This window comes from Streptomyces sp. MspMP-M5, assembly GCF_000373585.1.
Lineage (GTDB): Bacteria > Actinomycetota > Actinomycetes > Streptomycetales > Streptomycetaceae > Streptomyces.
In genome coordinates, this window is sequence record NZ_KB891920.1 from 1 (window position 1) to 23,776 (window position 23,776).

Genomic DNA, 23,776 nt, shown 5'->3' on the forward strand with positions numbered 1-23,776 from the left:
CCCGGCGCGGCCCCCGGCGCGGCCCCCGGCGCGGCCCCCGGCGCGGCCCCCGGCGCGGCCCCCGGCGCGGCCCCCGGCGCGGCCCCCGGCGCGGCGGCACCCTCGGCTACGCCCGGGCGCCGCCGCGCCTAACAGCCGTTCTCAGCCGCGTGGTTCACCGGCCGGGGCAACAGAGGGAAGCCTGGGGTGGGGCACGAGGAGGCGAACAGGAAGCCGAGCGCCGGCATGCGTGACAGGTTCACGGGCCGGGGCCGATGACAAGTAGATCGGGTGCAGAACTGCACAGAAATACAGTCGCCCTCGCCCGCGCATGGCTCGCAGCCACCTGACCTGCGGCTACGGGGCGACCAGGGGCGTCGCATCCAAGCGCGTACACGGATGCGACGGGGGGAACGACCCCCGGAACGACGGGGGAAACGACAACGCACCTTCCGAGCCGCTGTCGTGTGGCTCGCAGGGCCTGTGACCTGCAGTTTCAGCCCATCTGACGTGAGTGGCCCCTCGGTGTGACCAAGGCCCTGGTTGCTGGGTCGGGTTCGAGACCGAGGTCGGCGAGGTGGCGTTCGAGGCGGGTGTAGGTGTGCCGGGCGGCATCGTGGCGGCCGGCGACCTGGTAGAGGCGGATGGCGTGTTGCGTCAGCCGCTCGTGATCCGGGTGGAGCGCTCCGAGGTGTTCCAGGAGTGTCAGTACGGCGTCTTGTTGCTGCGGGCTGGCGTCTGTGCGCTCGGCCTGGTGGGCGAGCCGGAGGGCGGCGTCGGTGGCCTGGGTGGTGAGGTGCTCACGGATGGCATCCGCCCACAGGTGGTCGGCGCCTTGGGCGAAGGGCCCGCGGTAGTGGCCCAGCGCCTCCTGCACGGCATTCAACGCATCGTGGGTGGAATCTCCGTTATTCGAGAAGGCTCCCTTCAGGATTCTGGTGAAATCCGCGAGGTCGGATTCTACGAGCTCCGGGTGGAGCTTGTGGAGGTCCCCCTGGTGCAGGATGAATTCCTGCGCGGTGATGCCAGTTGCGGTACGCAGGGCGCGGCGTACGGCGCGGCGGAGGTTTTTCAGCGCGTTCTGCTCTGTGCCGGGTTCCAGGTGAAGTTTGTCAGCAATGTCGGAGGCCACGAGCCCAGTGGGGTGGGCGGCGAGGAGGGCGAGGAATTCGTGGACGTCGGGCCGCAGGTTGGTGCCGACGGGATCCTCATAGCCGCGGGCGTAGAGCGTGACGGGGCCAAGGACGTGGAGGCGGACGGGCTTGACCTGCCGGTGGTGAAATGTGGGCGCGGGGCGCGGGTCGGCAGGGGCTGCTGGCTCGGTGGGGTCCGGTTCGGGCTCTGGCTCCTCGGCGGAAGGCGGTTGCGACTGGCCTTCTCGGGACGAGGGCTGTTGGTTGGGGAGGACAGGCAGACAGGGGCGCTGGCCGTGGGCGCCGAGAAGGACTTCTGCCATCTCACGCCCGGCGTCCGGTGTCAGGTGAAACAGCTCCAGGCCATTGGGGTGTTGGGATCGCGGGCTGGATCCGGTGGCGGCGCCGTCGGCGGCGATGTGCCAGTGCTCGGCACCAGGAAGCGGGGTGCCCAGCGTGAGTACGGCCAGGACGCCAGGGCGGCTGCGGGCGGCCACGGCCTGGACCTGCCCGACGTGGGCGGCGCCTGGGGCCACCATAAGGATCAGAGAACCGGGATCGGTCTGGTCTGAATGGCCTGCTGCTGGGCTGGGTGTCGGCGTATCGCGGTCATCGTGGATACGGGCGTGGGTGACCAGGTGCTGTTCGGCGAGGTGGATCGCCTGTGCAATGTCGGGGGTCTGGGTCAGGGCGGTGAACTGTGGCGGCAGTCCGGGCAGCAGGCGGTCGGCGAGGTCTTCAGTGACGACGGCTTTGGTGTGGGGCGGGTTGGGGCGTTGGCGTTCGGCGGCGGTGAGGATGCCGGTCAGCAAGGCGCGGGCGGCGCCTTCGGCACCCGGTCCATTCCAGGTGTAGCCGCCGGCGGTGGCCAGCACGTCGACGGATACCTCGGTGTTGTCGCTCACCCCGATGGTCACCGAGTCCGCGGTACGTGGTGGTTGCGGTGGGGTGCGGCGGACGATCAGGTCCTCGGGTCCATGCTGCCGACGAGGCTGCGCGGCTGCGTGCGCGGCCTGCGCCGCCTTGTCGACCAGCGGACTCAGGGCGGGTACCTCCGCCTCGGGTTCTCGCCGTCGTCGCTGCTGGATGTACCAGTAGCGGCGCGCGGCCAGGAGTCCAGCCGCTGTGGTGATGCCGATCAGACTGGCCTCGCCGACATCGATGGCGGCCGGGCCAGAGGCCATCTGGGCTGACCGTCCCGCGAGGTTGTCCGCCTGCCTCGACGTGGACCGGCGATGCCGGCCCTCGGCTTGCGGGTCGGGCGCAGGATTTCGGTACCGGGACGGCTGCATGGGAGAGGCTGTTGGCGCCGGCGCTGCCTGTGGTGCGTCGTCCGGCATGGGACGTTCGGGAGTCGTAGTCGGGATGGTTGCTGGCGAGGCGGGGTGGTGAGGGCCGAGGGGGATGGTCAACTGCCAGCCGGCTCTGAGCAGGTCGGGGTCGTCGAGCCGGTCACCGTCGTGTTGGACACGGTCCTTGTTGAGCGCGTAGATCCGGGGCCACTTGAGCCCGTCGCCCAGATGCACGGTGGCGATGTCCCAGAGGGTGTCGCCTTCCACCACCGTGTACTCGATGTGCCGCACGGCCTCAGCACTGGCAGCCGGCCCCGGGAGAGCCCGTCGAGATGTCGCTGTGGCGGGGTCCGTGGTCGTGGGGGTGAGAGGGGCTGTCGCGGCGATGGGTTGTCGGGTCTCGTTGGTGTGGGAGGGCGGCTGGGCGCTGGCCGTTGTGGGGCGCCAGAGGCTGAGCAGGGCGACGACGAGGGTGCCGATGCACAGTGCGGCCAGCGAACTCTTGAGGGACAGGGTGGCCACGTGGTCGTGGTGGGTGCGGCGGTCGTGCAGAAGCTGGGGAAGGTGTGCTGCGTACCAGCAGATCTCCCGGACGACGGTGAACGTGAAGGCGGCCCAACATACCCAGCCCGCCATCGCCAACAGGTCGATGACCAGGGGATCACTGACTGGTTGGGCGAGCCGTTCGCCCAGCTCGTGCCAGGAGCGGACGCTGTCCGGCCAGGGGATTCCTGCGGCCTGCCACAGCACGTAGGGCATTCCGGCCAGCAGGGCGAGCGTGACGGCGAGGGTGCCCAGGGCCGTGACGGCCGCGGTCAGGCGCTCGCGTAGTGCGACGTGGTGGGTCATGGTGGCCGGTTCGCTCTCCGCGGCGGATGGGATGAACAGTCTTCAGGGGGTAGTGCGTTCGGCCTGTGAGGTTGCGCTCGCGTGCAGGGTGAGGGTGCGCAGGCCGACCAACTGCAGGATCTGAGTCCGGTAGCGGTGGGTGACGTGGACGGTGACGGCGTTTCCCTTCACCGCGGCGCTTCCGGTGTCTCCGACGGAGGAGACGTAGCCGCGGGCCCTCCGGGCGGCTTCGGCACGTACGAGCCGGACATCCTGGTGATCGCGCAGCCGGTCGACGTCGAGCTGTTGAGCGCCGGCCCGCGCGGCCTCCTGCGCGACATCCAGTGCCTGGGCTTTGCCAGCCAGGGCAAGGCCCCCGTCGACGACGATCCCGGCGAACAGCCAGAGCGCGGCGGCGATGCCGACGACGAAGGCCGTGGCCTGCCCCCGGTCGTCTGCCAGAGCGAACCTGGCGCGGAGGCCATCAAGGTGTGCACGGAGTCGTGGGTTCACCGGGCTGCCCTGCCCCTGAAAGTGTCGACGACGGAGACGGCTGTGCCGGCCAGGCGTACGTGGCCAGGCATCCCGGTGCGCGTGAGGTCTCCCAGGCCGGCGGTGCAGGAGACTGTCGTCGAGACGTTGGTTCCGGGGGCAAGGCCAGCGGTGGTGAGGTGAACGCTCGGGGTGGTGCAGGTGGCTCCCGTTTCCTTGAGCGCCGTGGTCGCGGCGCGAAGGGCCTGGGTGTGGGCGGCGTGCTCGGTGCGGGCCAGGGAGGCGGCGCGGGCGGCCTGGTGGGCGGCGTCCGCCACGACGAGGCGTGCGTCGGCGAGCCGCCCCAGCGCCACCACGACGAGCAGCATCAGCACCAGCAGCGGGGTGAGCAGCACCAGCTCCACCGCCGCCGAACCACGGTCATCACCAGCACGCACGCCACGCCCCTCACGCATCATCGGTGGCCCCCATCGGGTGTGGTGAGGCGCTCGGTTGGGCCGGCGGCGGTGCCGGAAGCGTGCAGGTGCAGGCCCGGTACCACGGCCATCACCGTGCCGCGGACTCGTACGGTGGTCTGCGTGGTGGTGCGCTCGACTGCCACGGAGGGCGTGGTCAGGGTCCGGCTGCCCAGTGCCACGAGACTGCGTGCGGCCTGGGCCCGGCCGTCCGCGGCGCTGCCGTGCTGGGCGCGGGCAGTGGCCAGAGCCCGCTGGGCGGCGTACTGGGCGATGTGCCGGGCGTGCCAGACCAGCGCGAACTGCACGATCAACATGGCCAGGAGCAGCAGCACCGGGATGACCAGAACCAGCTGCGTCGACGCCGCCCCGCGATCAACGCGCCACTTGCGAAGGGAGACGATCATGACCTATCCGAGGTCGATGCCCTTGGCCTTGGCGGTGACCTTGGCGACGATGATGCCCACCACGCTGAGGGCCAGGATGACGAGCAGGGCGGTGATCAGGACGGTCTCGGTGGTGTAGCCGGCATCTCCACGGGCACGGGCATTCCGGCGCACCTCGGCCAGGTGGGCCCGCAGCAGGCGAGCCATCGTCTTCACGTCGAACATGACTGTTCTTCCTCTTCGATCTTGTGCATTTCGGGCTCAAGTGGCGGTCAGCACGTGGGCGAGGGCGGGGTATCCGATCAGCAGCAGGAAGGCAGCGAACAGGCCGACCACGGGCAGCGACATCTGCTCGGTGGCCGCCTGTGCCGCTCCGTCGGCCTCGGAGATCCTGCGCCGCCGCATCGCCCGTGCCTTCGCCCCCAGGGACCCGCGGATCTTGGCGCCCTCGCTGCCCGCAAGGCTCAGCGTCGAGGCGAGCTCCACCAGGTCGCTGACGCCCAGTTGCCGGCCGAGTTCACCCAGGTGAGTCCAGGGGCTGGTACGGGTGAGCTGCGCGACGTGCAGGGCGTGCCGCAGGGAGCCGGCTGCCCAGCCCTGCGGCGCGGCGACGGCCTGCGTCAAGGCTTGTTGGACGCCTGCGCCGCCGGCCAGCGCGATCACGGTCAGGTCCAGGACGAGGCTGAGGGTGTGCTGCATTTCGCGGCGCCGCCGCTGCGCCTGCTTGCGCAGACCGAGGTCGGGGACGAAGAACAGCGCTGCCGCAAGAGCCAGGCAGCCGGACAGCGGCACCCACCACCCCGTCGCGACATCCGCCCCCAGGCGCAGCAGCAGGACGACGGCCCAGGGGGCGACGAGGCCGGTCATGGCGCAGGTGGCCTTGCCCGCCAGGTGCGCTTCCTCGTCCGTGCCACAGACTGCGAGGTCCGTCCGCAAGGACTTCGTGGGGAAGCCGAGCGCCCGCACCAGCGGCACCGCACACCGCCCCAACCGGGTCGCCCACTCCATCTCCTCCACACCCCGCGCCGACGAAGGCACAGGTTGCACAGGCGCGTTGAGGATGGTCAGAACGTCGGCGAGCGCGAGCCTGGGAGGACGCAGCCCGTAGACAACAGCGGTCACCCCGGCGCCGAAGAGCGCCCCGAGCAGCATGACGATCACGGTTGACCTCCCGGTGCGGAAGCCGTCCCGGTGACGGCTGGGGTGATCAGGCGGACGGGTTCGTCGATGCGGCCGATCGCGGACAGGTAGGTGAAGCTGACGGCGAACAGCCCGCCCACCGCGGCCAGGACCACCTGCCCGGTCAACGTGTCGAAGGGATCCAGGTAGGGGCGGTTGAAGACCACCATGCCCACTGCCATCCCCAATGTGACGAGGACGGTGACCCGCACGCCGGTCCGTACGCTCGCGCGGCCGGCGTCGATGCGCTGCCGCATGGCGACCTGCTCGCGCACAGATTCCGCCAGCTCACCCAGCAACGGCGCCAACTGCCCGGCCTGCTGCTCGGCTGCCATGACCAGCGCGGCCACCACCACATCCGCCAACGGATCATCCACCTCTACGGCGAACGCCCTCAAGGCAGAAGGGAGTGACCGGCCCGCCCGGATAGCGGCCGCTAGCGTCCGCATCTCGCCCTCAAGGGCCGCCGGCGCGATGTCGGCTGTTACCAGCACCGCCTGTTCCAGTCCGGCCGCGGCGCAGAGGGTGTCGCGCAGCATCTCCGTCCACGCCGCCAGAGCCTCCATCCGCTCCGTACGCAGGGCGGCCGCCCGGTCCGGGCCCAGCAGCCCAGGCAAGGTCAGTCCGGCGACCGTGGTCACCACCGCCGCCACCGGCCAACCCGTCAGAGCGCCCACGACCACTGCGACCGTCACCGCAATCGTGAAGCGCCGGGTGGTCCACTCCGCGGGCAGCCGTCCGAGCAGTCGGCGTCCGAGCCCCACCTGCTCCTCGCGCGCGGTACGTCGTACGGCGCCGTAGCCGATCGCCACTAGCCCCAGGCCGCACACCGTGCCGCACGCAACCGCCACTGCCGTCACCGCGCCAGTACCCCAGTGGATGGTGGTGGTCATCGGGCCGCTCCCCACCACGGCGCCTCGGTGACCTGGGGCTCCAGTCCGGCGGCGACCAGATCGTTGAGGGTCTCTGTCCGCAACGGGGTCGCGGGCACAGCCCGTCCGTCCGAGCCGGGTCGGTAGACCTCGTTGGAGACGATCTGCGCGCCCTCGGCGTCGATGACCTCCCGGACCGAATCGATCACTCGCCGCCCCGCCGCATCCCAGCCCAGATGCACAACGAAGTGCACCGCGGAGGCCACCATCAGGTTCGTCGCCTCCAACGACAACCGCTCCGGAGCCTGCGCCGCGTAGGAGGCGAGTTTGGTGAACACCCCGCGCGAGGTCGAGGCGTGGATGGTGGACAGGGAGCCGTCGTTGCCCTGCGACATGGCGTTGCACATCGGGATGACCTCGGCCCCGCGGATCTCCCCGACGATGACCCGGTCCGGGGACATCCGAAGCCCCCAACGCACCAGCTCCGCCTGGTCGATGCCGCCCTGCCCCTCGATGTTCGGCTCCCGCGCCTGCATCGCCACCACATTCGGGTGTGCCACCGGGTCGGCGTCCAGACCGAGCTCGAAGGTGTCCTCGATCGTCACCAGCCGCTCCATGGGCGGAATCTCGTGCGCGAAGGCCCGCAACACCGTGGTCTTGCCGACATTGGTTCCGCCACCGATCACGATGTTCTTGCGCGCCCGCACCAGCGCGGTCAAGAACGCCGCCAGCTCGTGGTCACACACGCCGAGTCGTACCAGCTCGGCCATCGAGGCGGCCGGGAAGCGGTGGCGGCGGATCGTCAGCGACACCCGACCAGTCACCGCCATCACCGCGAAAAGCCTCGAACCGTCGGCGAGTTGAAGGTTCAGTCGGGGCATCCCTCGGTCGAAGCGACGTTCTTCGTCGCCCGTACTGGTCGCGAGGGTCCGTACGAGTTCCACCAGCTCGGTATCCGAAGCCGCCACGGCACTCTCGCGGCGCCACGTGCCGGACGCATCCTTGACCCAGACGACATCGCAGCCGTTGATGCAGATGTTCTCCAGCGTGGTGTCCGCCAGCAGCCGCTCCAGGCGCCCCGTTCCGAACAGCGCATCCGTGACCGCTTGGGTAACCCGTTCCTCCACGGCTGCATCGACTACCCGGCTGCCGTAGGAGAGGGCCAGACGGCGCTGGGCCCCCAGTTCCTCGGCCAGCAGACGATCCACGGTGGCCCGGCGCGCCGCCTCACTCTCCGCCGGCAGCCCCGCCGCCTCCCGCTCACCGGCATACTCCGCCAGACGGGCCGCCACCCGCTGCCGCACCAGCAACACCAGGTCCTGCTCACCCTGCGCCGGCACCACCCCCGGCGCGGGCATCAGCGTCTCACCCACGAGGGCACCCCCTCATCACCCGCAGCTGGCACCAGACGCCGCTGCGATTTCGCGTCCATCACCGTGGCCTTCTGCTCTCGGGAGTCGGCCAGGTGCCGGCCCAGCTTGCAGACTGCGGCCATGAGCGGCGTCACACGGAACCCGGTCGTCCGCAGCCGTCCCGCACACCGCCGGTTCATCGCGGCTAGGGTCTTGGCATCCCACGGCAGGAAGACGACCTGCTCGATGGCGAGCGACTGCGCGATCTCCTCCGCCGGATACGGACACGGGCCCACGACGGCCAGCGTCAACCGCCCTCCATACGCTTCTCTCTTCAGCCCGTACGCGGACACATGCGTCAACGGCTCCGCACCGCCCCGCGCCACCAGCACCACCTGATCAGCGGCCCGCAGCAAGGGTTCGGTGTCCTGACCGATCCGCCCAACATCCAGCACCACCGTGCCCCGGTCGCCATCCCCACCCAGCAGCACCCGGCGACCGTCTTCACCGGCCAGCAAGCGCACCGCCTCCGTGCACGGTCCGCGCCCAGGCACTGCAGCCACCGCTCTTACCCCGAAGGGAAGTTCACTCACCGCACCCAGCAAGGAACCCGGATGCGGTTTCCCGACCGCGGCCGCCACGTCCAACAGCGAGGGCGCCGGCGGTAGCCCGAAGCGCATCATCAGGTCCCCACCGGACCTGTCCGCCTCCACCATCACCGGCCGGACCCCACCATCCGCCTCAGACGGCCACGCTGCAGCCAGGGCCAACGCCACCGTCGTCACCCCCGGCGCACCCGAGATCGACCCGACCACCACCAAGCGCCTCACGGAGCCTCACGCCCCTCGGCCGGCAGCACCACCACACGCGGATGCTCCAGCTGCGCCGCCCGCTTCGCGGCCCCGGTCTCCACCAGTACCGTCACCACCTGCGGCCCGCCCGACGACTCCGGTGCCCGCACCCCCGTCACCGTCCCCATCACCGCAGCGGACGCCTCGCCCTCGTCGGCTTGCGGTGCACCGCCGCCCCCAGTCGGTCCAGGCAGCACCGCCACTCGTTCTCCGCGAGAAAGGTCCGGCGGCGCCCCGCCAGGCTCTACCGCCAGCGACACCTCAGAAGAGCCCTTTGGCGGAAAGATGGCGGGCGCTCCCACCTGCCCGGGCGCCAACAACGCACCGGCCACCAACGGCACCTTCACCCTCCGCCCAACCACCTTCCCCCGATCAGCCGCCGACACGACACCCGCCTCGGCAGCGACCTCCACCGCCCGCAGGTCAGCTGGTTGCAGCGCCCGGCCCACCGGCACATCACGCGCCAGCACCAACACGCGGTCCCGGTGCCCCACCACCTTGGCGACCATCGTGAAACCAACCGCCGAGACCACCACCGCCCCCAGGCCGGCCCACACCCAGCCCAGCCGACGCCGCCGACCACCAGTCACAGGCGGCTTCCGCTCCGGACCCGACTGTCGCGCCCCCGGCACACCGGCCCCAGCACTCTTGGCGACTGAAGAAGACAAGGAAGTACCCACGATTCACCCCGCAACAAGAACGTTCAACTTCCGACGAACGGCACAGCAGCAGCGCACCGCCGTTCACTCCAGGCGTCAGCCCGTGACGACGGCCTGCACCTCATCCACCACCAACTGCCGCTGCGCCGACATCGCCAGGCCCGGCACCACCCCCGTTCGCCCACCCCCTTTCCACTCCACATCCCAAATCACCCGCACAGACACGGGAAACGCCTTCCCCGGCTCGGACGTCGACGCCCGCCGATAGGTGTAACCGCAGTCCGGTGACGACGCCTTGGGCCCGAACCGGGTCGAGTACGGCGTCCCCGGCCCCGAACACACCACACTCCCGCCATCGCCCATCGACCACACCGCCTTCCGCGGCCGAGCCGTCGCCGTCACCTCCACCCCGTCCACAGCCGCCGACGTCGTCACAGGCCCCCACGTGCCGCGCTCCACCCACATCCACGTCGGCACATTGACCACCTGCGCAAAGTCCTCATGCGGGCTCGTATGGATCACCGGCTTCGGCAACTTCAACTGCGACACCGCCCGCTGCACCGCGACCCGCACCGGCACGTGTTCTTTTGCGTCTGCCTTGGGATTGGTCGCCTCTTCGCCATCGACACGCGGAAGAAGCCCCTTTCCAGCGTTCACCAGGCCCATCTTGGCCAGGCCATGCTCCCAGCCATCCGCGGCGATATCTGAATCGCTCTTATCTCCCCCGCGCTCCGGTTCCGTGCGCCCCTTGGAGGACCGCGGCGCCGGCCTGTCCTTCCCGGAATCCTCCGGGTGGGTCGTGATGCTCTTCGCTTCTGCGCTGCAAACACCTGGAACGCACGTAACTCCGCCGAACATGTCCTTGTTCCCATCCGCCCGTGCGGGCCAGGTTGAGAGTGAAAGCGTAAGGATTGCCCACCACACAGCCATGCCGCGGGCCCGACTGTTCAGCTTGGTTCCCCTGATCAGCATGAGCCGGATTCGTCCATGTAGAGATGGGTGACCTTCCAGACGCCCTGGGCTCGCTGCACAGTCGCGTCGGCTTTGAAATGGCTACCCGGCACTTCATTCTTCAGCTCGCCGTTCCGTTTGTATTGCAGCCAGTCGGTACCGTCGACGCAATCACGGATGATGACCTTGCCGTCACGGGCGGAAACGACTGTCGGAGCCAGCCGCGGAGCGCCCTTGGCAACAATGCCCTCCTTCACTTGTTTCCGGAGGCCGTATTTCATCAACTCGAGAGCGCCGGCCGTCGCATGCTCTGCGAGGCGCGGCGACTGCGGGTCGGGGGCTGCCGAGACTGCGGTCAGGTCGCTCCACATCGCCCGGTAGGCGGCAATCGCATCCCCGTTCGGAGTGCTCGGCGTGCGAGCCACCCCAGCCGTTGCGGCTCCTTCAGACGGCTTCGCATCGTGCGGACTTCCAGAGCACCCACCTACCAAGCCCAGCACAGCGGCGACCGCGCAGCCCCAGCGCAGTTGCCACCTCACTCGTCCACGAAACGTCACGTTCCCCCACCTTCCGTCACTTAGAGCCGACAAATAACCACCCTGCGTGATCAATTGCAAGCTGGAAATGCCTGCGTCGCACTTTCCACTCGGATCGGGAAGGTCCACTCCCTCCTTGACGGACCCACGGCAGGCACGACACGCCCGTGCGGCGCGCCGAGCCGAAGTACGTGGCTTGCCGCCTCGGGGCGGCAAGCCACTGAGTCGAGCGTTCGGCCTCAGCTGCCCGGAATCGCCATCCAGGCCACCTTCATTCGCCCTTCCTCCTCGGCGGCGAAACCCCAAGCTCCGCAGGTGAGCTGATGAACCACGTGGAGTCCTCGCCCTCTCTCTGACATGGACTTGAGCAAGGCGTCCAAGCCGCCACTGCGCCTCGATGGGTCGGCCTCGAACGGGCCCGTCGCCGGAAACGCGGGGATTGCCGGCAACCGGGGATCTCTGTCCGCAACTTCGCAGATCAGTCCCGAAGCGGTGAACCGCAGCCGCATCTCGTACGGGCCCGGCGCGTGTTCGAGTGCGTTGGCGGCAAGCTCGGACACCGCCAACACTGCGTCCTCCAGTGGCTCGCCCCCGTATCCCAGTTGAACCAACGCGCAGCGCAGTGTGGTCCGGGCCCGCGGTAGCGCATGGGGGGTATCGCTCGTCCAGCGCCACAGCACACGGACCACGTCGTCCTTGTGGGGCAACGTCGGAGTCATCGTCGCCCCCCTCGCGCGGCGTGCCGCCCTCGGGCGACACGGCGGTGGCGGCCGCGTCCGGGCCGAACGCTCATGCTCGCTTCGGCAAACACCGTGGGACCGGTGTGGGTGAACAGCAACGTCAGGGATGCGGCGACGAACAGAATAGGAGTCATGCGGATGACCTCCACGGTGATCGCGGCTGGAACGCGACCACCGAACCTCGCCGCTCATGAAGAGCGGAAGCCGCTGGTCGAGAGGTCTTTTGTTGGTTGTGGAGATCGGTGACGACATGACGCGCAGCCGCACGAGACGGTGAGGGTGGTCAGCGGGAAACGCTCCAGACTGTCCCGACAAAGTGACGATATCGCTCCCGTCATGCCGCTCTTCAGACTTCACGCCGAGGGAGGATCTTCGAGTGGGTGCGAGACTGAGAGGTCGAATCTTCCGTTCATTCGGTATGCGAAGAAACGCGATCACCGCAGCCGCTCTAGCCGTGCTTTCCCTGCTGCTTTCTGTGCCGCCGGCGGAGGCCACAGGATCAGCGACCCGACAGGGCAACCGGATCACTGTGTACGGCAATGGATTGCACGTGGACAGTGTGACTACGGCCAGGACACCCCACCGGATCCACGCCCAGGCGCTCCTGACGCTCCGGGAGAAGAACGGGAAATGGAAACGGAACCTCCGAGGCTGGACGTCCGCAGACACCAATGGCGACACCGACCACACCAGCTGGAGCATCAGCGAGAACTTCCCGGACGGCTCGCGATTGTGCACTGAGTGGAAAGACCTCTCGGGTCAAATTCTGCGTGGCATGGCCTGCATGATCATCCACCGGTAGGCACGACGCAGACGGGGCTCGGTGCTGTCGGGCCCCCTCTTCGTGCCTGAAGTTGATGCCTCGCTGCCTCAAAAGGTGGTGGTTCCTGTGGCGGTCGCCACAGTCACCTCGGCCAACGGCAACCGCTGCCGGGATCCTGAAGGGCGGTATCTGCGTCAGCGCCTGGCGTGCTGGCGCAAAGTAGCGAGCAGCAGACATGCTCCTGCCGCTGCTTGGCGTGCAGCCGTGCCCGGATGCCCTGGCCTTGGAGCGGCTGCTGCTCAGGGGCATGGGCCGGCAGCGGAGGCTGTGGCTGATGACGGTGGTCCCTGTCGGGTCGAACGCCGCATGCTCTACGCCAGCGGGTATATGCGCGACCTGGTCAAGCACAGACTTCTCCTTCGCCAAGTGCAACTCCCACTGCCTTTGTCACCGCCGTTTGCGTCGACGAGGAAACGCGTCGACCTACCCCGCGGTGACGAGATCTGCACCACTCATAGGCCGCCGTCATCTGGCCTCGTCCAATGCCCATGGCTGCAGTCGGCCTCGGCAGGATGGAGTACTGGTCGTGGACGGTCAGGACCAGCAGTTCCTCGTCATCGGCCAGCCCCAGAGATGCCGGTGGCGAGGACCAGCACGAAGGCAGCCAGGCAGGTGAGGTAGGCAGCCATGCGCCTCTGCCGATCCGTCACGGCGACCTCCACGTCCGTACACGCACGGACAGGGCCAGCCGTTCAGACGCACCCGAGGAGGAGACGATCCGGCCCCGGTCTCGGCGATGCGCCGCAGCAGACACCACCGGCAGTTGCCCGACGCTCACCAGCCCACCCTCGCTGTGTGGTGGGCCAGCAGCCACTGGCAGTCTCGGGCGAGCAGGTGCACCTGAACGTGGGCGGACAGAGCGCCGTCACCGAGTCCCTGTTTCATCTGTCGCTCGATGCCGTGGAAACGGCCAGCGCAATCGGCTGCTTCAACGCAGACGGGCCGGCTTCCGTGGGCTGCCTCACGGGCCTCGGTGATGAGCAGTGCGATGTGTCCGGTGAGTGTCTCCGCCGCTTCTGCCAGTTCCCCGGGGGAGGGCCTGCCGGCACCGAGGTGCAGGGCGTGGCGAATGGTCGCCGCGATGGTCTCCGCATCGATCGGGTCCCGCATAGGGGCCGACAGTGCCATTGGCGTTGTGCGGATCGCATCTCGGTGGGCGTTTCCCCGCTGAGGTACGGAAGGGCCTGCGTAGGCGGGACGAACGCGGCTGGGCATGACTGGGCTCCTGAGGTCGCATCAGTCTGGTCAAGTGCCTTCAAGGATTGCCCGGTTGTATCGCCGTGGCGAGGACTTCTAGAGGACTTTTTCTGTTGAAAAAGGGGCCTCTATGACCTCTTTAGGGTGAGCTCTGGCGATGATGAGGACTCCCGGGGAAACTGTCAGAAGACCTACACAGGAGGTACGTCGTGCCACGGCCCGCAGGAAACGTCCGACTCAAGTCCGCTCGTATGGCGGCGGGTTACAGCACCCAGCAAGCCTTCGCCGCGGCTCTCGGTGTGGATGTCCGCCAGGTTCGTCGATGGGAATCCGACAAGCCGCCTTGGCCGCACGCAGACATGCAAGAGCGCCTCACAGAACTCACCGGGCAGGACATGGAAGCTCTTGGCTTCACCGTGCCACCTGGACGCGATCACGCAGTGATCCCACGACGCTCAGCGGCACCCCGCCCCGTGTCCGGTCGCCTGCCTGCCGTACCGTCCCGTACCCAGACGTCCATGCAGCCCTCGTCCCTGGCCACCGACTACGAAGACGTCACGCGCTCCCACCGACGCATGTACTGGTCCGTTGCCCCGGCGACACTGCACCCCGCGGTTCTGGCACACGCAGACCTCGGGTGTGCACTACTTCCCGAGACAACCGGCCGAACCCTCCGCACTGTGGCCTTGGCGTTGGCCGAGACCTGGCTCCTCGCCGGACGCATCGAGTTCTTCGACCTCCGCGAACCAGAGGCTGCCAGCTCCACTCTGCTCCGGGCCCTGCAGGCGGCCGGTGAAGCCGACGACGCCCTGATGGGCGCGGCCATCCTGGCCCATACGGCCTTCATTCCCGGTTGGTCCGGTGACCGGGATGCAGCGGCCGAGCGCATGATGGCCGCCCGGACGTACGCGCGCCGCCACCCTGCTTCCGCCGCCTTCCTGGCGTGGCTGGACGCCGTCGAAGCGGAATGTGAAACCCGATGCGGCCACCTACGCACAGCGCTGAACCTGATCAAGCACGCCGAGGACACCCTGGCAGAGGATCAAAGCCACTCCTTGCCCCCGTGGATGGACTGGTTCAGCGCCGCACGCCTCGCCGCCTTCAAGGGAAACACCCAGCTCAAAGCCGGTCACCTTCCGCAGGCACGTTCAACGCTGCTCGACGCCCTCGACCAGATGCCCCCAGAGGAAGACAAGCAGCGCACCGTCGTCTACGCCGACCTGGCCGCCGTCGAGGCCGCCGCCGGCCAACCGGAGGAAGCATGCCGTCACGCCTGCTCCGCCCTCGACCAGCTGGAGATCACCTGGTACGCCACAGGCATGGAACGCGTCCGGGAAGTACGCCGGAGCCTCATCCCACACCAACGCGAGCAGTGCGTAAGCGAACTGGACGAGCGCCTGTACGGCTGGTCGACGACGGTCAGCGCGCTGACGCGTTGAACTTGCCGATCAGCTCGGGCAACTCCCTGAGCGTTTCGACGCGGAACGTCGGCAACTCTCGCGCCTCAGCGGTGTTCCACTGAATGGTGGCCCAGGGGCCTCGGTGCACGAGGGCAGTGTGCATTCCTGCGGCAGCCCCGGGACGTAGATCGTTGTCCACACGATCTCCGACGTACAGGATCTCCTCAGGCATGAACGGCACCGCCGCGGCGACCCGAACGAAGAACTCAGGATCCGGCTTACTGGCCCCCCAGTCGTCCGACGTGCCGATCAAATCCACGTCGCGGGAGAACAGATCACGGAGGATGCGTCCCGCACGCACCGTCTGGTTCCCTGCGATACCGAGCCACAGCCCAGCCTCCCTGAGCTGAGCGAGGGCCGGCCGGACATCGGGGTAGAGATCACTCTCGTCGAAGTGCTCCGGCTGTCCCGCAGCCGCACGTGCCTCGCGCTGCGCCGGGAGATCGAAACCAGGATCGAACTCCAGGAAAGTCTCACGGTAGTCACGCCCCTGCGCGATGACGGCTCCGAACATCGCAGCAAAGGTGTGGCGTGGGACACCGAGCCAGTCGGCCCATGTTCCGTACTCCTTGGTCTCGTCGACCAGGCATTCCCCAACATCGAAGACCACAGCGCGAATCATGCGAGAACCATACTGACCTCACGCGGCCGGCCGTCACCACGGCGAATCACCGACCCTTGGCACCTGACAAGGGCACGATCATCAACGCCCAGCGAGATCAGAGCGCGCGCCCCTTCGGCCAGAGCTGTCCATCCTGCGGCGATGCGATGGCGGGCCCCCGGACCACAGAGCCTCACTACCGACTCATCTGGCGATCGTCACCGACATCAGGAACGGGGCATCCCGCGCGCATGAGCAATGTAGCGTCAGGTGGCGGGGCGATGTCCGGACTCGCTGGGAGGAGAGGGCGGGTGACGGACGGCAGTCCGGGCGGCCCGGACGCGTGGGCTAGGCCACGGTCACGCGATGAATTACCTCGGGCAGGAACTGCCAGCATTTGAGTACACATACTCACGCACGGGCGGCAGCACGGCTGCTACCTTCGCACCCGCGCGTGATACCAACAAGCACGTGGTTTGGCAGGGGGCGGAGTGACGTTCGAGGAAGAGTGGGCCGAGCTCAAACGGGATGCCTCGGTCCGCATGAGCCTGGCCAGCACCGGTGGGGAGGGCGGGAGCTCCGGAAGCGGGCAAGGCAATCTTCGCTCATCTCGGCCGGTATGGCACAAGGGCGCCCAGGCCGTGGGATCGCTTCAGACGAACCTGAAGGCCGCGCTACGGGAGTTGGAGAGCAAGCACGGTACGGCTGGGGGTGCCGCCAGCGGAGTCGACGGCTTGCGCAGTGCGGCCTCACACCTCAGTGCCTATCAGTCATGGCAACGGCGGCTGGATCTCGTAAGCCGGGAGTGCGAAGAGCTGAGGGACAAGTTGCAGAAGTCCGGTGACGCCTTCTACAAGAGTGACGCTGAGATCGGCGCGGCCTTCCGCGAGCAGAAGGCCGCGCCGTTGAAGAGCGCCAGTGCCGTCAGCTCTGACCAGGACCGGAGGGCACCCTGATGGTGAACTTCTCACAGCTGCGGGCACTCAAGCCATCGGAGTTCGAGGAAGCCGCTAACGGCTGGCACAAGGTAAGCAGCGCCGCAGGCGAGGCCAAGGACCGGGTAGACAACGAGATCGTTGCGACGTTGCAGCACCACCTGGAGGGCGCGGGGCGGGATGCGGCAGTAGGCCGCCTGCGACGGCTCAGCCGCAACTTCCAGTACACCCAGGCGGAAAGTGGACTGATCCGTACCGCACTGGACGGCCTGGCCTCGGAGCTACGTGCCGCACAGAAGAAGCTCAACGACGCGGTGGCGGATGCCGAAGCGGAGAAGTTCACGGTCAAACCCGACGGCGCGGTCCATTGGATTTCTCAGCGAGAGAAGATCCCGTTCAGTCCTGAGCACACCTCCTGGGCGGGCGGCCCCGGGAGCACCATTACCTCCGATCCTCAACAGGCCAAGGCCCAGGCGTACGCGGACCGCATAGGTGCGGCCATCCAGGACGCCAACGAGGCGGACGCGCGCTACTCCCGGACTCTCGATCGCCTTCGGGCGGACAACGACCTCGACGTCACCAGCTCGGACTGGGCCGACGCCCGGCAGGACATGAGGTCTCTCCAGAAATCCGCAGGTAAGTACTTGCAGCGCAATGACATTCCCAAGGGCAAGCCTCCAGCCGAGAACGCCAAGTGGTGGAAGAGGCTCTCCTCAGAACAGCAGCAGGATCTGATCGCCCTCTACCCAGAGCTGGTTGGGCAACTAGATGGGATCCCAGCAGTGGTTCGTGATGAGGCAAATCGAGCCTACCTCCCCATGCTGATCAGTAAGCTTGACGGCCTCGATGACGACAAGGCACGAACGCAACTCGAAGGCCTTCGGGAGATATCTAGCCAGCTGGACGCGGGGAGTTACCCGCCGATGTTCCTGCTCGGGATCGACGACAAGGGAAATGGGCGAGCGATCATCAGCTACGGGAACCCAGATTCCTCGAAAAACGTCTCGGCCTACGTTCCCGGGCTCGGAACGGCACTGGATAAAGACTTCGCCACCCACGATCTCAAGCGAGCACGGGATACGGCGCTTGGAGCACAAACGCACGACCCGTCCAGCGCATCGATTGTCTGGCTTGGCTACGACGCCCCCCAGCTTCCCGCCGATGACCTTCTCGACAACCTCGACGTACTCGGCGAGCAAAACGCCAGGGCCGGGGCCCCTGCGTACAGCAGTTTCATGAACGGAATCGCCGTAAGCAATGATAATTCCGATCCGCACATCACCGCCATCGGTCATTCCTATGGCTCACTCACGGTGGGCCAGACCGCGTTGATGACCAAAGGTATTCCTGGAGTCGACGATATCGTCCTACTCGGCAGCCCAGGGACAGGTGCACAGTCCGCTGCTGACCTTGGAGTAGGTAAGGACCATGTTTTCGTGGGCGCCGCCGAGAACGATCCGGTCACGCACCTGCCGAGCAAAGCTGAAGGGGGCGGCTTGCTGACTGGCGCGGGGACGGGCAGCCTGACCGGTAACCCTGTGATTACCAGCCTGGGCGGTGCCATTGGCTACGGAGTGGGGTCGCTGATGAGCGGTGACCACGAGTTGTGGTTCGGTGTTGACCCGGCGAGCGAAGAGTTCGGTGCGAGGCGCTTCAAAGTGGATGCCGGGGCTCGGCCGTTCATCGACGGCCAAGGCGCCACTCCTGCACACTCGCACTACTTCGATCCAGAAGCGGATCCAGTTTCGGCCGCAAACGTATCTGCCGTCGTCGCCAATCGACCTGATCTCATCATTCCGGAGGCTGGACGATGAAACGCCGCCTAACGGCTGGGCTTATCGCTGTAATTACCCTGTCTGGCTGCGGGGCTTCTCCCCAGGCTACCCAAGGAAAAGGAAGCGATCGCAACGTGAACATGCAACAGGCGGCGCAGTATGCGGATTCCGTTATCAGCGGCACTCTGAGCGCCGCCAAGCCCGCGGTTCATTGGACCCATGGCGAATCCACCGACGGCACATGCAACGATTTCAAGAATGATGCGACGGGAACTGGAACTGTAACCCGTCGCGCAGCTGTGATGACGATAATTTCAGCAACCCAGCGCGGAAAGTTCATCGAAGCAGTGAAGCGCTACTGGAAAGACAAGGGGTATGTGATCACTGCCGCTCGCGACAGTTCCGAAAGCCCAGCCATTTTCGCCACTACCTCTGAGAATTTCCGACTGGCTCTCGAAGTTGGCTACAAGGGGCAAGTGTTCCTTAATGTTGTGACCCCCTGCGTGAAGCAGTCGGAAGTCACTCCTCCCAAGACCAAACCCAACGGCCCAGACTACTCCGGGGGCAAGATCCCGACTCCCAATGTCCAGTCCGAGTTCTGGTCGAAGCAATCTTCCTCATAAGAGACCGTCCGGCACCAGATCAAAAACGCCAATATGCTCGATATTTTCCGTGTCGTCCTATTGATCCGAAACGGTTGGGGTTCTGATTCGTTGATCGCCGCATGAGCGAACTGGTGGGGGATGCACGGCACTTGTCGCCGTCGGCACAGGAAGCGTTGCGGGTGCGGGCGGTGGCCGCGCTGGTCGAGGGACGTGGCCGCGAGGACGTCGCGGCGATGTTCAAGGTCTCGCTCAAGGCGGTGGACGGCTGGTGGGCAAAGTGGCTGTCCGGCGGGCGCGAGGCCCTGACCATGCGTCCCCGGGGACGGCGCATGGGCGAGCACCAGGTGCTGTCCGAGGTCGAGCAGCAGACGGTGCGGCAGGCGGTCCTGGACCACCAACCCTGCGAGCGGGGGCTTTCCGGGCAGCTGTGGACGCGCGGCCAGGTGGGTGCACTGATCGCGAAGCTGTATCGGGTGCGTCTGACCGAGCAGGGGGTGGGCAAGTACCTGCGCCGCTGGGGCCTGGCCTTCCAGCGTCCGGACAAGCGGGCCGTCGAGCAGGACACGGAGGCGGTGCGTGTGTGGCGGGAGGAGACCTGGCCGGCGATCCGGGCGAAGGCCAGGGCCGAGGGCGCCGAGGCGCTCTTCGCCGACCAGGTCGGCATCCGCTCCGACCACATCACCGGCCGCACCTGGGGCGAGAAGGGGCGTACTCCCCTCGTGCGCCGCACCGGCAACCGGTTCTCGGTGAACGCGATGTCCGCGATCAGCACGAAGGGCCGCATGCACTTCATGGTGTTCACCGAGACCTTCGACGCGGACGTCATGTGCCGCTTCCTGGACCGTCTCGCCAGTCACATCCAGCGCAAGGTCCACCTCGTCCTGGACGGGCACTCCGCCCACCGCTCCCGCAAGGTGCGCGACTGGCTGGAGAGCCACCCGGACCGGTTCGAGTTGCACTTCCTGCCTGGCTGCGCGCCCGAGCTGAACCCCGGCGAACTCGTCAACGCCGATCTCAAGCAGAGTCTTCCCCGCCATAGCTGGGCCCGCGACCAGGCCCAGCTCGCCGCCGAAACCCGTAGGTTCTTCCACCGCCGACCGCACATCATCCGCGGCTACTTCGGCGGCCCACACGTCCGCTACGTCATCGATGAGAAACCATTTGGGTTGCTGATCATAAGGGGAGGAATCGGAGATCTCGTCGACCGGAGTGCGGGTCACGAAGCCGCGGGAAGTTCCTGAAGTGCCGGAAGTGCCAGATGCGCCGGGAGTTCAGGGAATGTCGGGAGTGTGCGCCGACGTTGGGAAGAGATCGGTCAGCAGACGGTGCGGGCCGCTGCGCAGGGCGACGCTGACACGGTCGTTACGCAGAGTCGAGTCAGCACCGGGGCCCTGGTGGATGAGGAGGTCGCCGGGTGACGGGAGAACGTCACAGGCGGGGCACCAGCCGCTGGCAGTGATGTCCGTGCCGCACGCCACATGACTGTAGAGGCGCCGTATGCCGTCAGGGGCGAGCCAGCGTTCGCCCCACTGCCCCAGGGTGAAAACCATCGGCCACAGGTCCAAGCCTCGTCGGGTGAGGACGTAGTCAACCTCGACCCCCGTCGGGTGTGGGTGGCGCTCGATGATCGCGGCGGCCGTCAGGGACTTGAGGCGGTTGGCCAGGACGGCCCGCGGGATGTCCAGGTGTGCGTGGAAGTCGCCGAACCTCCGCACTCCGTAGAAGCAATCCCGGATGACGAGGAGCGTCCAGCGCTCCCCAACGACTTCCAGAGCGCGGGCCAGAGAGCAGTCCTGACCTGCGTAGCCACGTCCCAGTGCCACGACACCAGGATAGCAGTTCATTCACCAGATCATGTGGTTCAATGAATGAACCACGCCTGTTGCAGTGCGTGCGTCCAAAACACCGTCCCTTAGGGGGTAGTAGTGACGACCGAACCGGTCGCGCGCCGGTCTTCTGCCCGCGCGACGTTGGCGATCTCCTGTGTGGCAACCCTGCTCGTTCTCATCAACTTCACTGCCCCTGTGTCGACCGTGCAGACCGTCAGAGCAGCGCTCGGCTCGGGGGTATCAGGGCAGACCTGGATTCTGGGCAGCATCAGTGTCGGTCTCGCGGCGTGCCTGATGATGGCGGGGACGCTTGCCGATGACTTCGGGCGCAAGCGGATATTCGTGATCGGTGGCCTGGTGCTGGTGCTCGCCACGGTGGTGTGTGCCGTCGCACCCACGACCCTGGTCTTCGTCCTCGGCCGCATCGCCCAGGGCGGGGCGAGCGCCGCGCTGTTGGCGTCCAGTCTCGGCTTGCTGGGTCATGTCTTTCCGCCCGGTCCTGAACGGGCCCACGCCACCGGCCTGTGGGGCGCGATGGTGGGCGGCGGCATCGCCCTCGGCCCGGTGCTCTCCGCGCTGATCAGCAAGGCCACCGACTGGCGGGCCACCTACTGGGCCATCGCGGCCATCGCCGCACTGGTCGTGGTCTGGGGCAAGGCGTCCCTGGGGGAATCCCGTAGCGCGCACCGACGCCGCTTCGACTTCCCCGGTGTGATCACCCTCGGCCTCGGCGTCTCGCTGCTGGTTGCGGGACTCACGGAGGGGCGAGGCGGCTGGACCCAGCCGCACGTCATCGTCTTCCTGGCGGTGGCGCTGGTGCTGCTCGCCACCTTTGTCTGGGTCGAGAAGCGCGCAGTGGACCCGATGCTCGATCTGGCGCTCTTCCGCCGCCCCGCGTTCGTCGCCTCGGTCGTCGGGGCGCTGGTCACCGGCATAGGCGTCATCGGACTCATGACATACGTGCCGACCGCGGCGCAGAGCATGCTGGGGCTGAGCCCCTTGCAGAGCGCCGTCCTGCTGGCGATCTGGTCCGGACTCTCCTTCGTGGCCGCTCCTCAGGCCCGCCGACTGGCCGGCCGTGTCGTGGACCGTCACCAAGCGGCGGCCGGACTGGCCCTGTGTGGTGTCGGCGAGATCGCCCTGGCGGGGATCTCCGAGAACTCCTCGTGGTGGCGGTTCGTGCCGGGCCTGGTTCTGGCGGGGCTCGGCAGCGGGGTGATCAACGCGGCACTCGCCGGGTTGGCCGTACGCAGTGTTCCGCCGCATCGCGTCGCGGTGGGGTCCGCGGCGAACAACGCCGCGCGCTACCTCGGTTCCTCGTTGGGGGTCGCGCTGGTCGCCGCCATCCTGGCGTTCGTTCCGCGCGACCAGGGAACGGCCGCGCATGCGGTCAGCACTGGTATGAGCTACGCCGCGGTCATCGCCGGAGCGCTGACGATCGCCGGCGCCATCCTGGTTGTCCTGTGCCGGGAGCGCGTACCGGCGGAGGGTGCCGCTGAGGTACGGAAGGGCGAGGACCTGAACACCATGCCCGGTCCACGTGAGCCTGCCCGACGCGTATGAGCGGCCCTGACCGGAGCCCCAAGGCGCACCCACCTGGCCGCGCGTCCACAGCTGCCCGGAAAGCCCCCGCTCGCAGGGTTGGTGGTCCAGGACCGCCTGCTGCTCGGCCTCGGACAGCACCTGGTGCTCGCCAATGCGCCGTCCCCGGGGACGCATGGTCAGGGCCTCGCGCCCGCCGGACAGCCACTTTGCCCACCAGCCGTCCACCGCCTTGAGCGAGACCTTGAACATCGCCGCGACGTCCTCGCGGCCACGTCCCTCGACCAGCGCGGCCACCGCCCGCACCCGCAACGCTTCCTGTGCCGACGGCGACAAGTACCGTGCATCCCCCACCAGTTCGCTCAACGGCGATCAACGAATCAGAACCCCAACCGTTTCGGATCAATAACTCCGCCCACTCCGGGGTCTGACGAGGCCGGTTCAGAGACCCTTGGCATCCTCCCGGAGGAAAGCAGTTCCCTGGGTATTACGAAGGACAGCGGAGGTGACCGATGCGCCAGTGGCTGGCAAGCGGACTTGACCTGTTGTGACTTCGGCGCTGCGATGACATGGCTCGCCTCCTCAAACATGCGGTGGAGGCGCCAGCCCTGGCCTTAAAGGGCCTCCACGGCCACCCAGGCGATGGGACAACGACGAGGTCGGCCAGCTCGGTCGTGATCGTGAAATCACCGCCATCTGGAACGTTCGCCCGGGCTACGTCCCTCCCCGTCGGACGTTTAGGGCTTCGGGAGGTAGGCCCGGCGTCCGTATGCCGGCCGTCCCGCTCCCTGTGCCCAGACTTCCAGCCTGCGGCCCAGCCATGGACCCCGCGCTGGCGACCACAAAGCTGGTGTCGATCAGCACTGTGGGGTGAACTACCTCTGAAACAGGCGTCCACCCCACAATCAAGCCGAGGCCCGCGATCGGGCACTGCCGCGGCGACTACTGGAAAAAGCCCGCCGCCTTGCGGTCCGTCGCCCGGTAGTCGGAGCTGCCCGCACGGATCTTGGCAGACACCTCGTGCAGCGTGCTCTGGATGTGGCTCGCGCGGGTGTTCCACTGCCGCTCTGCGGCCTGGAACGCCTGGTGTGCCTCGCCTTCCCAGGACTCGGAGACGCGCTTCACCGCACCCCAGATCTTGTCCAGCTCGGCCTGCAGTTCCTTTGCGGCCCGCTCGATGTCGGCGGCGGTCTGCTCCAGAGCGCCATAGGTAACCCGAAGGTTCTGGTCGCCGGCCATATTCTCCCCCACTTCTCTGAGTTGCTACTCGGTGGTCGTGATGAGCCCGCCGGGGAATCGGTGCC

Annotated in this window: 23 protein-coding genes; 6 read left to right on the forward strand and 17 right to left on the reverse strand. The window is 67.5% G+C overall.

The window, feature by feature from the left end; translation table 11 throughout:
* Positions 1 to 475: 475 nt before the first annotated feature.
* The 14 genes from B073_RS0130540 to B073_RS0130615 form a co-directional block, all read right to left on the reverse strand.
* On the reverse strand, positions 476 to 3,253 hold the full coding sequence (locus tag B073_RS0130540) for a BTAD domain-containing putative transcriptional regulator (RefSeq protein WP_018541884.1): 2,778 nt from the start codon (positions 3,251 to 3,253) through the stop codon (positions 476 to 478).
* 42 nt (positions 3,254 to 3,295) lie between these two features.
* Entirely contained in the window at positions 3,296 to 3,745 is a 450-nt protein-coding gene (locus tag B073_RS0130545) for a TadE/TadG family type IV pilus assembly protein (protein ID WP_018541885.1), read from the reverse strand.
* Positions 3,742 to 4,128 (reverse strand): TadE/TadG family type IV pilus assembly protein, encoded by a 387-nt coding sequence (locus B073_RS0130550; protein ID WP_018541886.1) that lies wholly within the window; start codon positions 4,126 to 4,128, stop codon positions 3,742 to 3,744. Before B073_RS0130550 ends, B073_RS0130545 begins: the two co-directional genes overlap by 4 nt.
* A gap of 50 nt (positions 4,129 to 4,178) precedes the next feature.
* A complete protein-coding gene (locus B073_RS0130555; RefSeq protein ID WP_018541887.1) occupies positions 4,179 to 4,586 on the reverse strand; it encodes a TadE/TadG family type IV pilus assembly protein in 408 nt (135 codons plus the stop codon).
* A gap of 3 nt (positions 4,587 to 4,589) precedes the next feature.
* Positions 4,590 to 4,790 (reverse strand): hypothetical protein, encoded by a 201-nt coding sequence (locus B073_RS0130560; RefSeq protein WP_018541888.1) that lies wholly within the window; start codon positions 4,788 to 4,790, stop codon positions 4,590 to 4,592.
* 36 nt (positions 4,791 to 4,826) lie between these two features.
* On the reverse strand, positions 4,827 to 5,726 hold the full coding sequence (locus B073_RS0130565) for a type II secretion system F family protein (protein ID WP_018541889.1): 900 nt from the start codon (positions 5,724 to 5,726) through the stop codon (positions 4,827 to 4,829).
* On the reverse strand, positions 5,723 to 6,637 hold the full coding sequence (locus tag B073_RS0130570) for a type II secretion system F family protein (protein ID WP_051094269.1): 915 nt from the start codon (positions 6,635 to 6,637) through the stop codon (positions 5,723 to 5,725). Before B073_RS0130570 ends, B073_RS0130565 begins: the two co-directional genes overlap by 4 nt.
* Entirely contained in the window at positions 6,634 to 7,989 is a 1,356-nt protein-coding gene (locus tag B073_RS0130575; RefSeq protein ID WP_018541891.1) for a CpaF family protein, read from the reverse strand. The genes B073_RS0130570 and B073_RS0130575 overlap by 4 nt, the downstream gene beginning before the upstream one ends.
* Complete coding sequence (locus B073_RS0130580) at positions 7,974 to 8,492, reverse strand: hypothetical protein (RefSeq protein WP_234025206.1); 519 nt, start codon at positions 8,490 to 8,492, stop codon at positions 7,974 to 7,976. Before B073_RS0130580 ends, B073_RS0130575 begins: the two co-directional genes overlap by 16 nt.
* Before the next feature lie 302 nt (positions 8,493 to 8,794).
* Positions 8,795 to 9,328, reverse strand: a complete 534-nt coding sequence (locus B073_RS0130585) for an SAF domain-containing protein (RefSeq protein WP_106732007.1) — start codon at positions 9,326 to 9,328, stop codon at positions 8,795 to 8,797.
* Positions 9,329 to 9,574: 246 nt separating this feature from the next.
* Positions 9,575 to 10,450 (reverse strand): hypothetical protein, encoded by an 876-nt coding sequence (locus B073_RS48310; protein WP_234025207.1) that lies wholly within the window; start codon positions 10,448 to 10,450, stop codon positions 9,575 to 9,577.
* Positions 10,444 to 10,854 carry a hypothetical protein gene (locus B073_RS0130595; protein ID WP_018541895.1) on the reverse strand — a complete coding sequence of 137 codons (411 nt, stop codon included), beginning with the start codon at positions 10,852 to 10,854 and terminating at the stop codon, positions 10,444 to 10,446. The genes B073_RS48310 and B073_RS0130595 overlap by 7 nt, the downstream gene beginning before the upstream one ends.
* A gap of 350 nt (positions 10,855 to 11,204) precedes the next feature.
* Complete coding sequence (locus tag B073_RS49125) at positions 11,205 to 12,407, reverse strand: ATP-binding protein (RefSeq protein ID WP_324608810.1); 1,203 nt, start codon at positions 12,405 to 12,407, stop codon at positions 11,205 to 11,207.
* Positions 12,408 to 13,302: 895 nt separating this feature from the next.
* Positions 13,303 to 13,638 (reverse strand): DUF6415 family natural product biosynthesis protein, encoded by a 336-nt coding sequence (locus B073_RS0130615; RefSeq protein WP_158690259.1) that lies wholly within the window; start codon positions 13,636 to 13,638, stop codon positions 13,303 to 13,305.
* A gap of 296 nt (positions 13,639 to 13,934) precedes the next feature.
* Here B073_RS0130615 and B073_RS0130620 point away from each other — a divergent pair, with 296 nt between their 5' ends.
* Complete coding sequence (locus tag B073_RS0130620; RefSeq protein ID WP_026247880.1) at positions 13,935 to 15,164, forward strand: helix-turn-helix domain-containing protein; 1,230 nt, start codon at positions 13,935 to 13,937, stop codon at positions 15,162 to 15,164.
* Here the strand turns inward: B073_RS0130620 and B073_RS0130625 are convergent.
* Positions 15,145 to 15,807 (reverse strand): HAD family hydrolase, encoded by a 663-nt coding sequence (locus B073_RS0130625; RefSeq protein WP_026247881.1) that lies wholly within the window; start codon positions 15,805 to 15,807, stop codon positions 15,145 to 15,147. The genes B073_RS0130620 and B073_RS0130625 overlap by 20 nt on opposite strands.
* A gap of 470 nt (positions 15,808 to 16,277) precedes the next feature.
* Between B073_RS0130625 and B073_RS41585 the strand changes: the two genes are divergently transcribed.
* From B073_RS41585 to B073_RS41590, 4 genes are all read left to right on the forward strand, one after another.
* Positions 16,278 to 16,742, forward strand: a complete 465-nt coding sequence (locus B073_RS41585; protein WP_018541902.1) for a hypothetical protein — start codon at positions 16,278 to 16,280, stop codon at positions 16,740 to 16,742.
* The gene (locus tag B073_RS0130635; protein ID WP_018541903.1) at positions 16,742 to 18,535 is read left to right on the forward strand and encodes an alpha/beta hydrolase; all 1,794 of its coding nucleotides are present in this window, start codon (positions 16,742 to 16,744) and stop codon (positions 18,533 to 18,535) included. Before B073_RS41585 ends, B073_RS0130635 begins: the two co-directional genes overlap by 1 nt.
* Positions 18,536 to 18,630: 95 nt before the next feature.
* The gene (locus B073_RS44680; RefSeq protein ID WP_078508255.1) at positions 18,631 to 19,119 is read left to right on the forward strand and encodes a hypothetical protein; all 489 of its coding nucleotides are present in this window, start codon (positions 18,631 to 18,633) and stop codon (positions 19,117 to 19,119) included.
* A 101-nt stretch (positions 19,120 to 19,220) separates the two neighbouring features.
* The gene (locus B073_RS41590) at positions 19,221 to 20,342 is read left to right on the forward strand and encodes an IS630 family transposase (protein WP_202486763.1); all 1,122 of its coding nucleotides are present in this window, start codon (positions 19,221 to 19,223) and stop codon (positions 20,340 to 20,342) included.
* Positions 20,343 to 20,372: 30 nt separating this feature from the next.
* Here B073_RS41590 and B073_RS0130645 read toward each other — a convergent pair whose 3' ends face one another.
* Positions 20,373 to 20,924, reverse strand: a complete 552-nt coding sequence (locus B073_RS0130645; RefSeq protein WP_018541905.1) for a winged helix-turn-helix transcriptional regulator — start codon at positions 20,922 to 20,924, stop codon at positions 20,373 to 20,375.
* Positions 20,925 to 21,086: 162 nt separating this feature from the next.
* Here B073_RS0130645 and B073_RS41595 point away from each other — a divergent pair, with 162 nt between their 5' ends.
* A complete protein-coding gene (locus B073_RS41595) occupies positions 21,087 to 22,493 on the forward strand; it encodes an MFS transporter (protein ID WP_267881437.1) in 1,407 nt (468 codons plus the stop codon).
* Between the two features lie 921 nt (positions 22,494 to 23,414).
* Here B073_RS41595 and B073_RS0130655 read toward each other — a convergent pair.
* Positions 23,415 to 23,711, reverse strand: a complete 297-nt coding sequence (locus tag B073_RS0130655; protein WP_018541907.1) for a WXG100 family type VII secretion target — start codon at positions 23,709 to 23,711, stop codon at positions 23,415 to 23,417.
* Positions 23,712 to 23,776 lie beyond the last annotated feature (65 nt).

Coding starts and splice junctions, on each gene's coding strand:
- B073_RS0130540 (WP_018541884.1), bottom strand. CDS start 3,253: ATGACCCACCACGTCGCACTACGCGAGCGCCTGACCGCGGCCGTCACG.
- B073_RS0130555 (WP_018541887.1), bottom strand. CDS start 4,586: ATGATCGTCTCCCTTCGCAAGTGGCGCGTTGATCGCGGGGCGGCGTCG.
- B073_RS0130560 (WP_018541888.1), bottom strand. CDS start 4,790: ATGTTCGACGTGAAGACGATGGCTCGCCTGCTGCGGGCCCACCTGGCC.
- B073_RS0130570 (WP_051094269.1), bottom strand. CDS start 6,637: ATGACCACCACCATCCACTGGGGTACTGGCGCGGTGACGGCAGTGGCG.
- B073_RS0130585 (WP_106732007.1), bottom strand. CDS start 9,328: ATGGTCGCCAAGGTGGTGGGGCACCGGGACCGCGTGTTGGTGCTGGCG.
- B073_RS48310 (WP_234025207.1), bottom strand. CDS start 10,450: ATGCTGATCAGGGGAACCAAGCTGAACAGTCGGGCCCGCGGCATGGCT.
- B073_RS49125 (WP_324608810.1), bottom strand. CDS start 12,407: ATGCTCCAGCTGGTGTGGTCGGTGTCGCCATTGGTGTCTGCGGACGTC.
- B073_RS0130615 (WP_158690259.1), bottom strand. CDS start 13,638: ATGCGGGACCCGATCGATGCGGAGACCATCGCGGCGACCATTCGCCAC.
- B073_RS0130625 (WP_026247881.1), bottom strand. CDS start 15,807: ATGATTCGCGCTGTGGTCTTCGATGTTGGGGAATGCCTGGTCGACGAG.
- B073_RS0130635 (WP_018541903.1), top strand. CDS start 16,742: ATGGTGAACTTCTCACAGCTGCGGGCACTCAAGCCATCGGAGTTCGAG.
- B073_RS41590 (WP_202486763.1), top strand. CDS start 19,221: ATGAGCGAACTGGTGGGGGATGCACGGCACTTGTCGCCGTCGGCACAG.
- B073_RS0130655 (WP_018541907.1), bottom strand. CDS start 23,711: ATGGCCGGCGACCAGAACCTTCGGGTTACCTATGGCGCTCTGGAGCAG.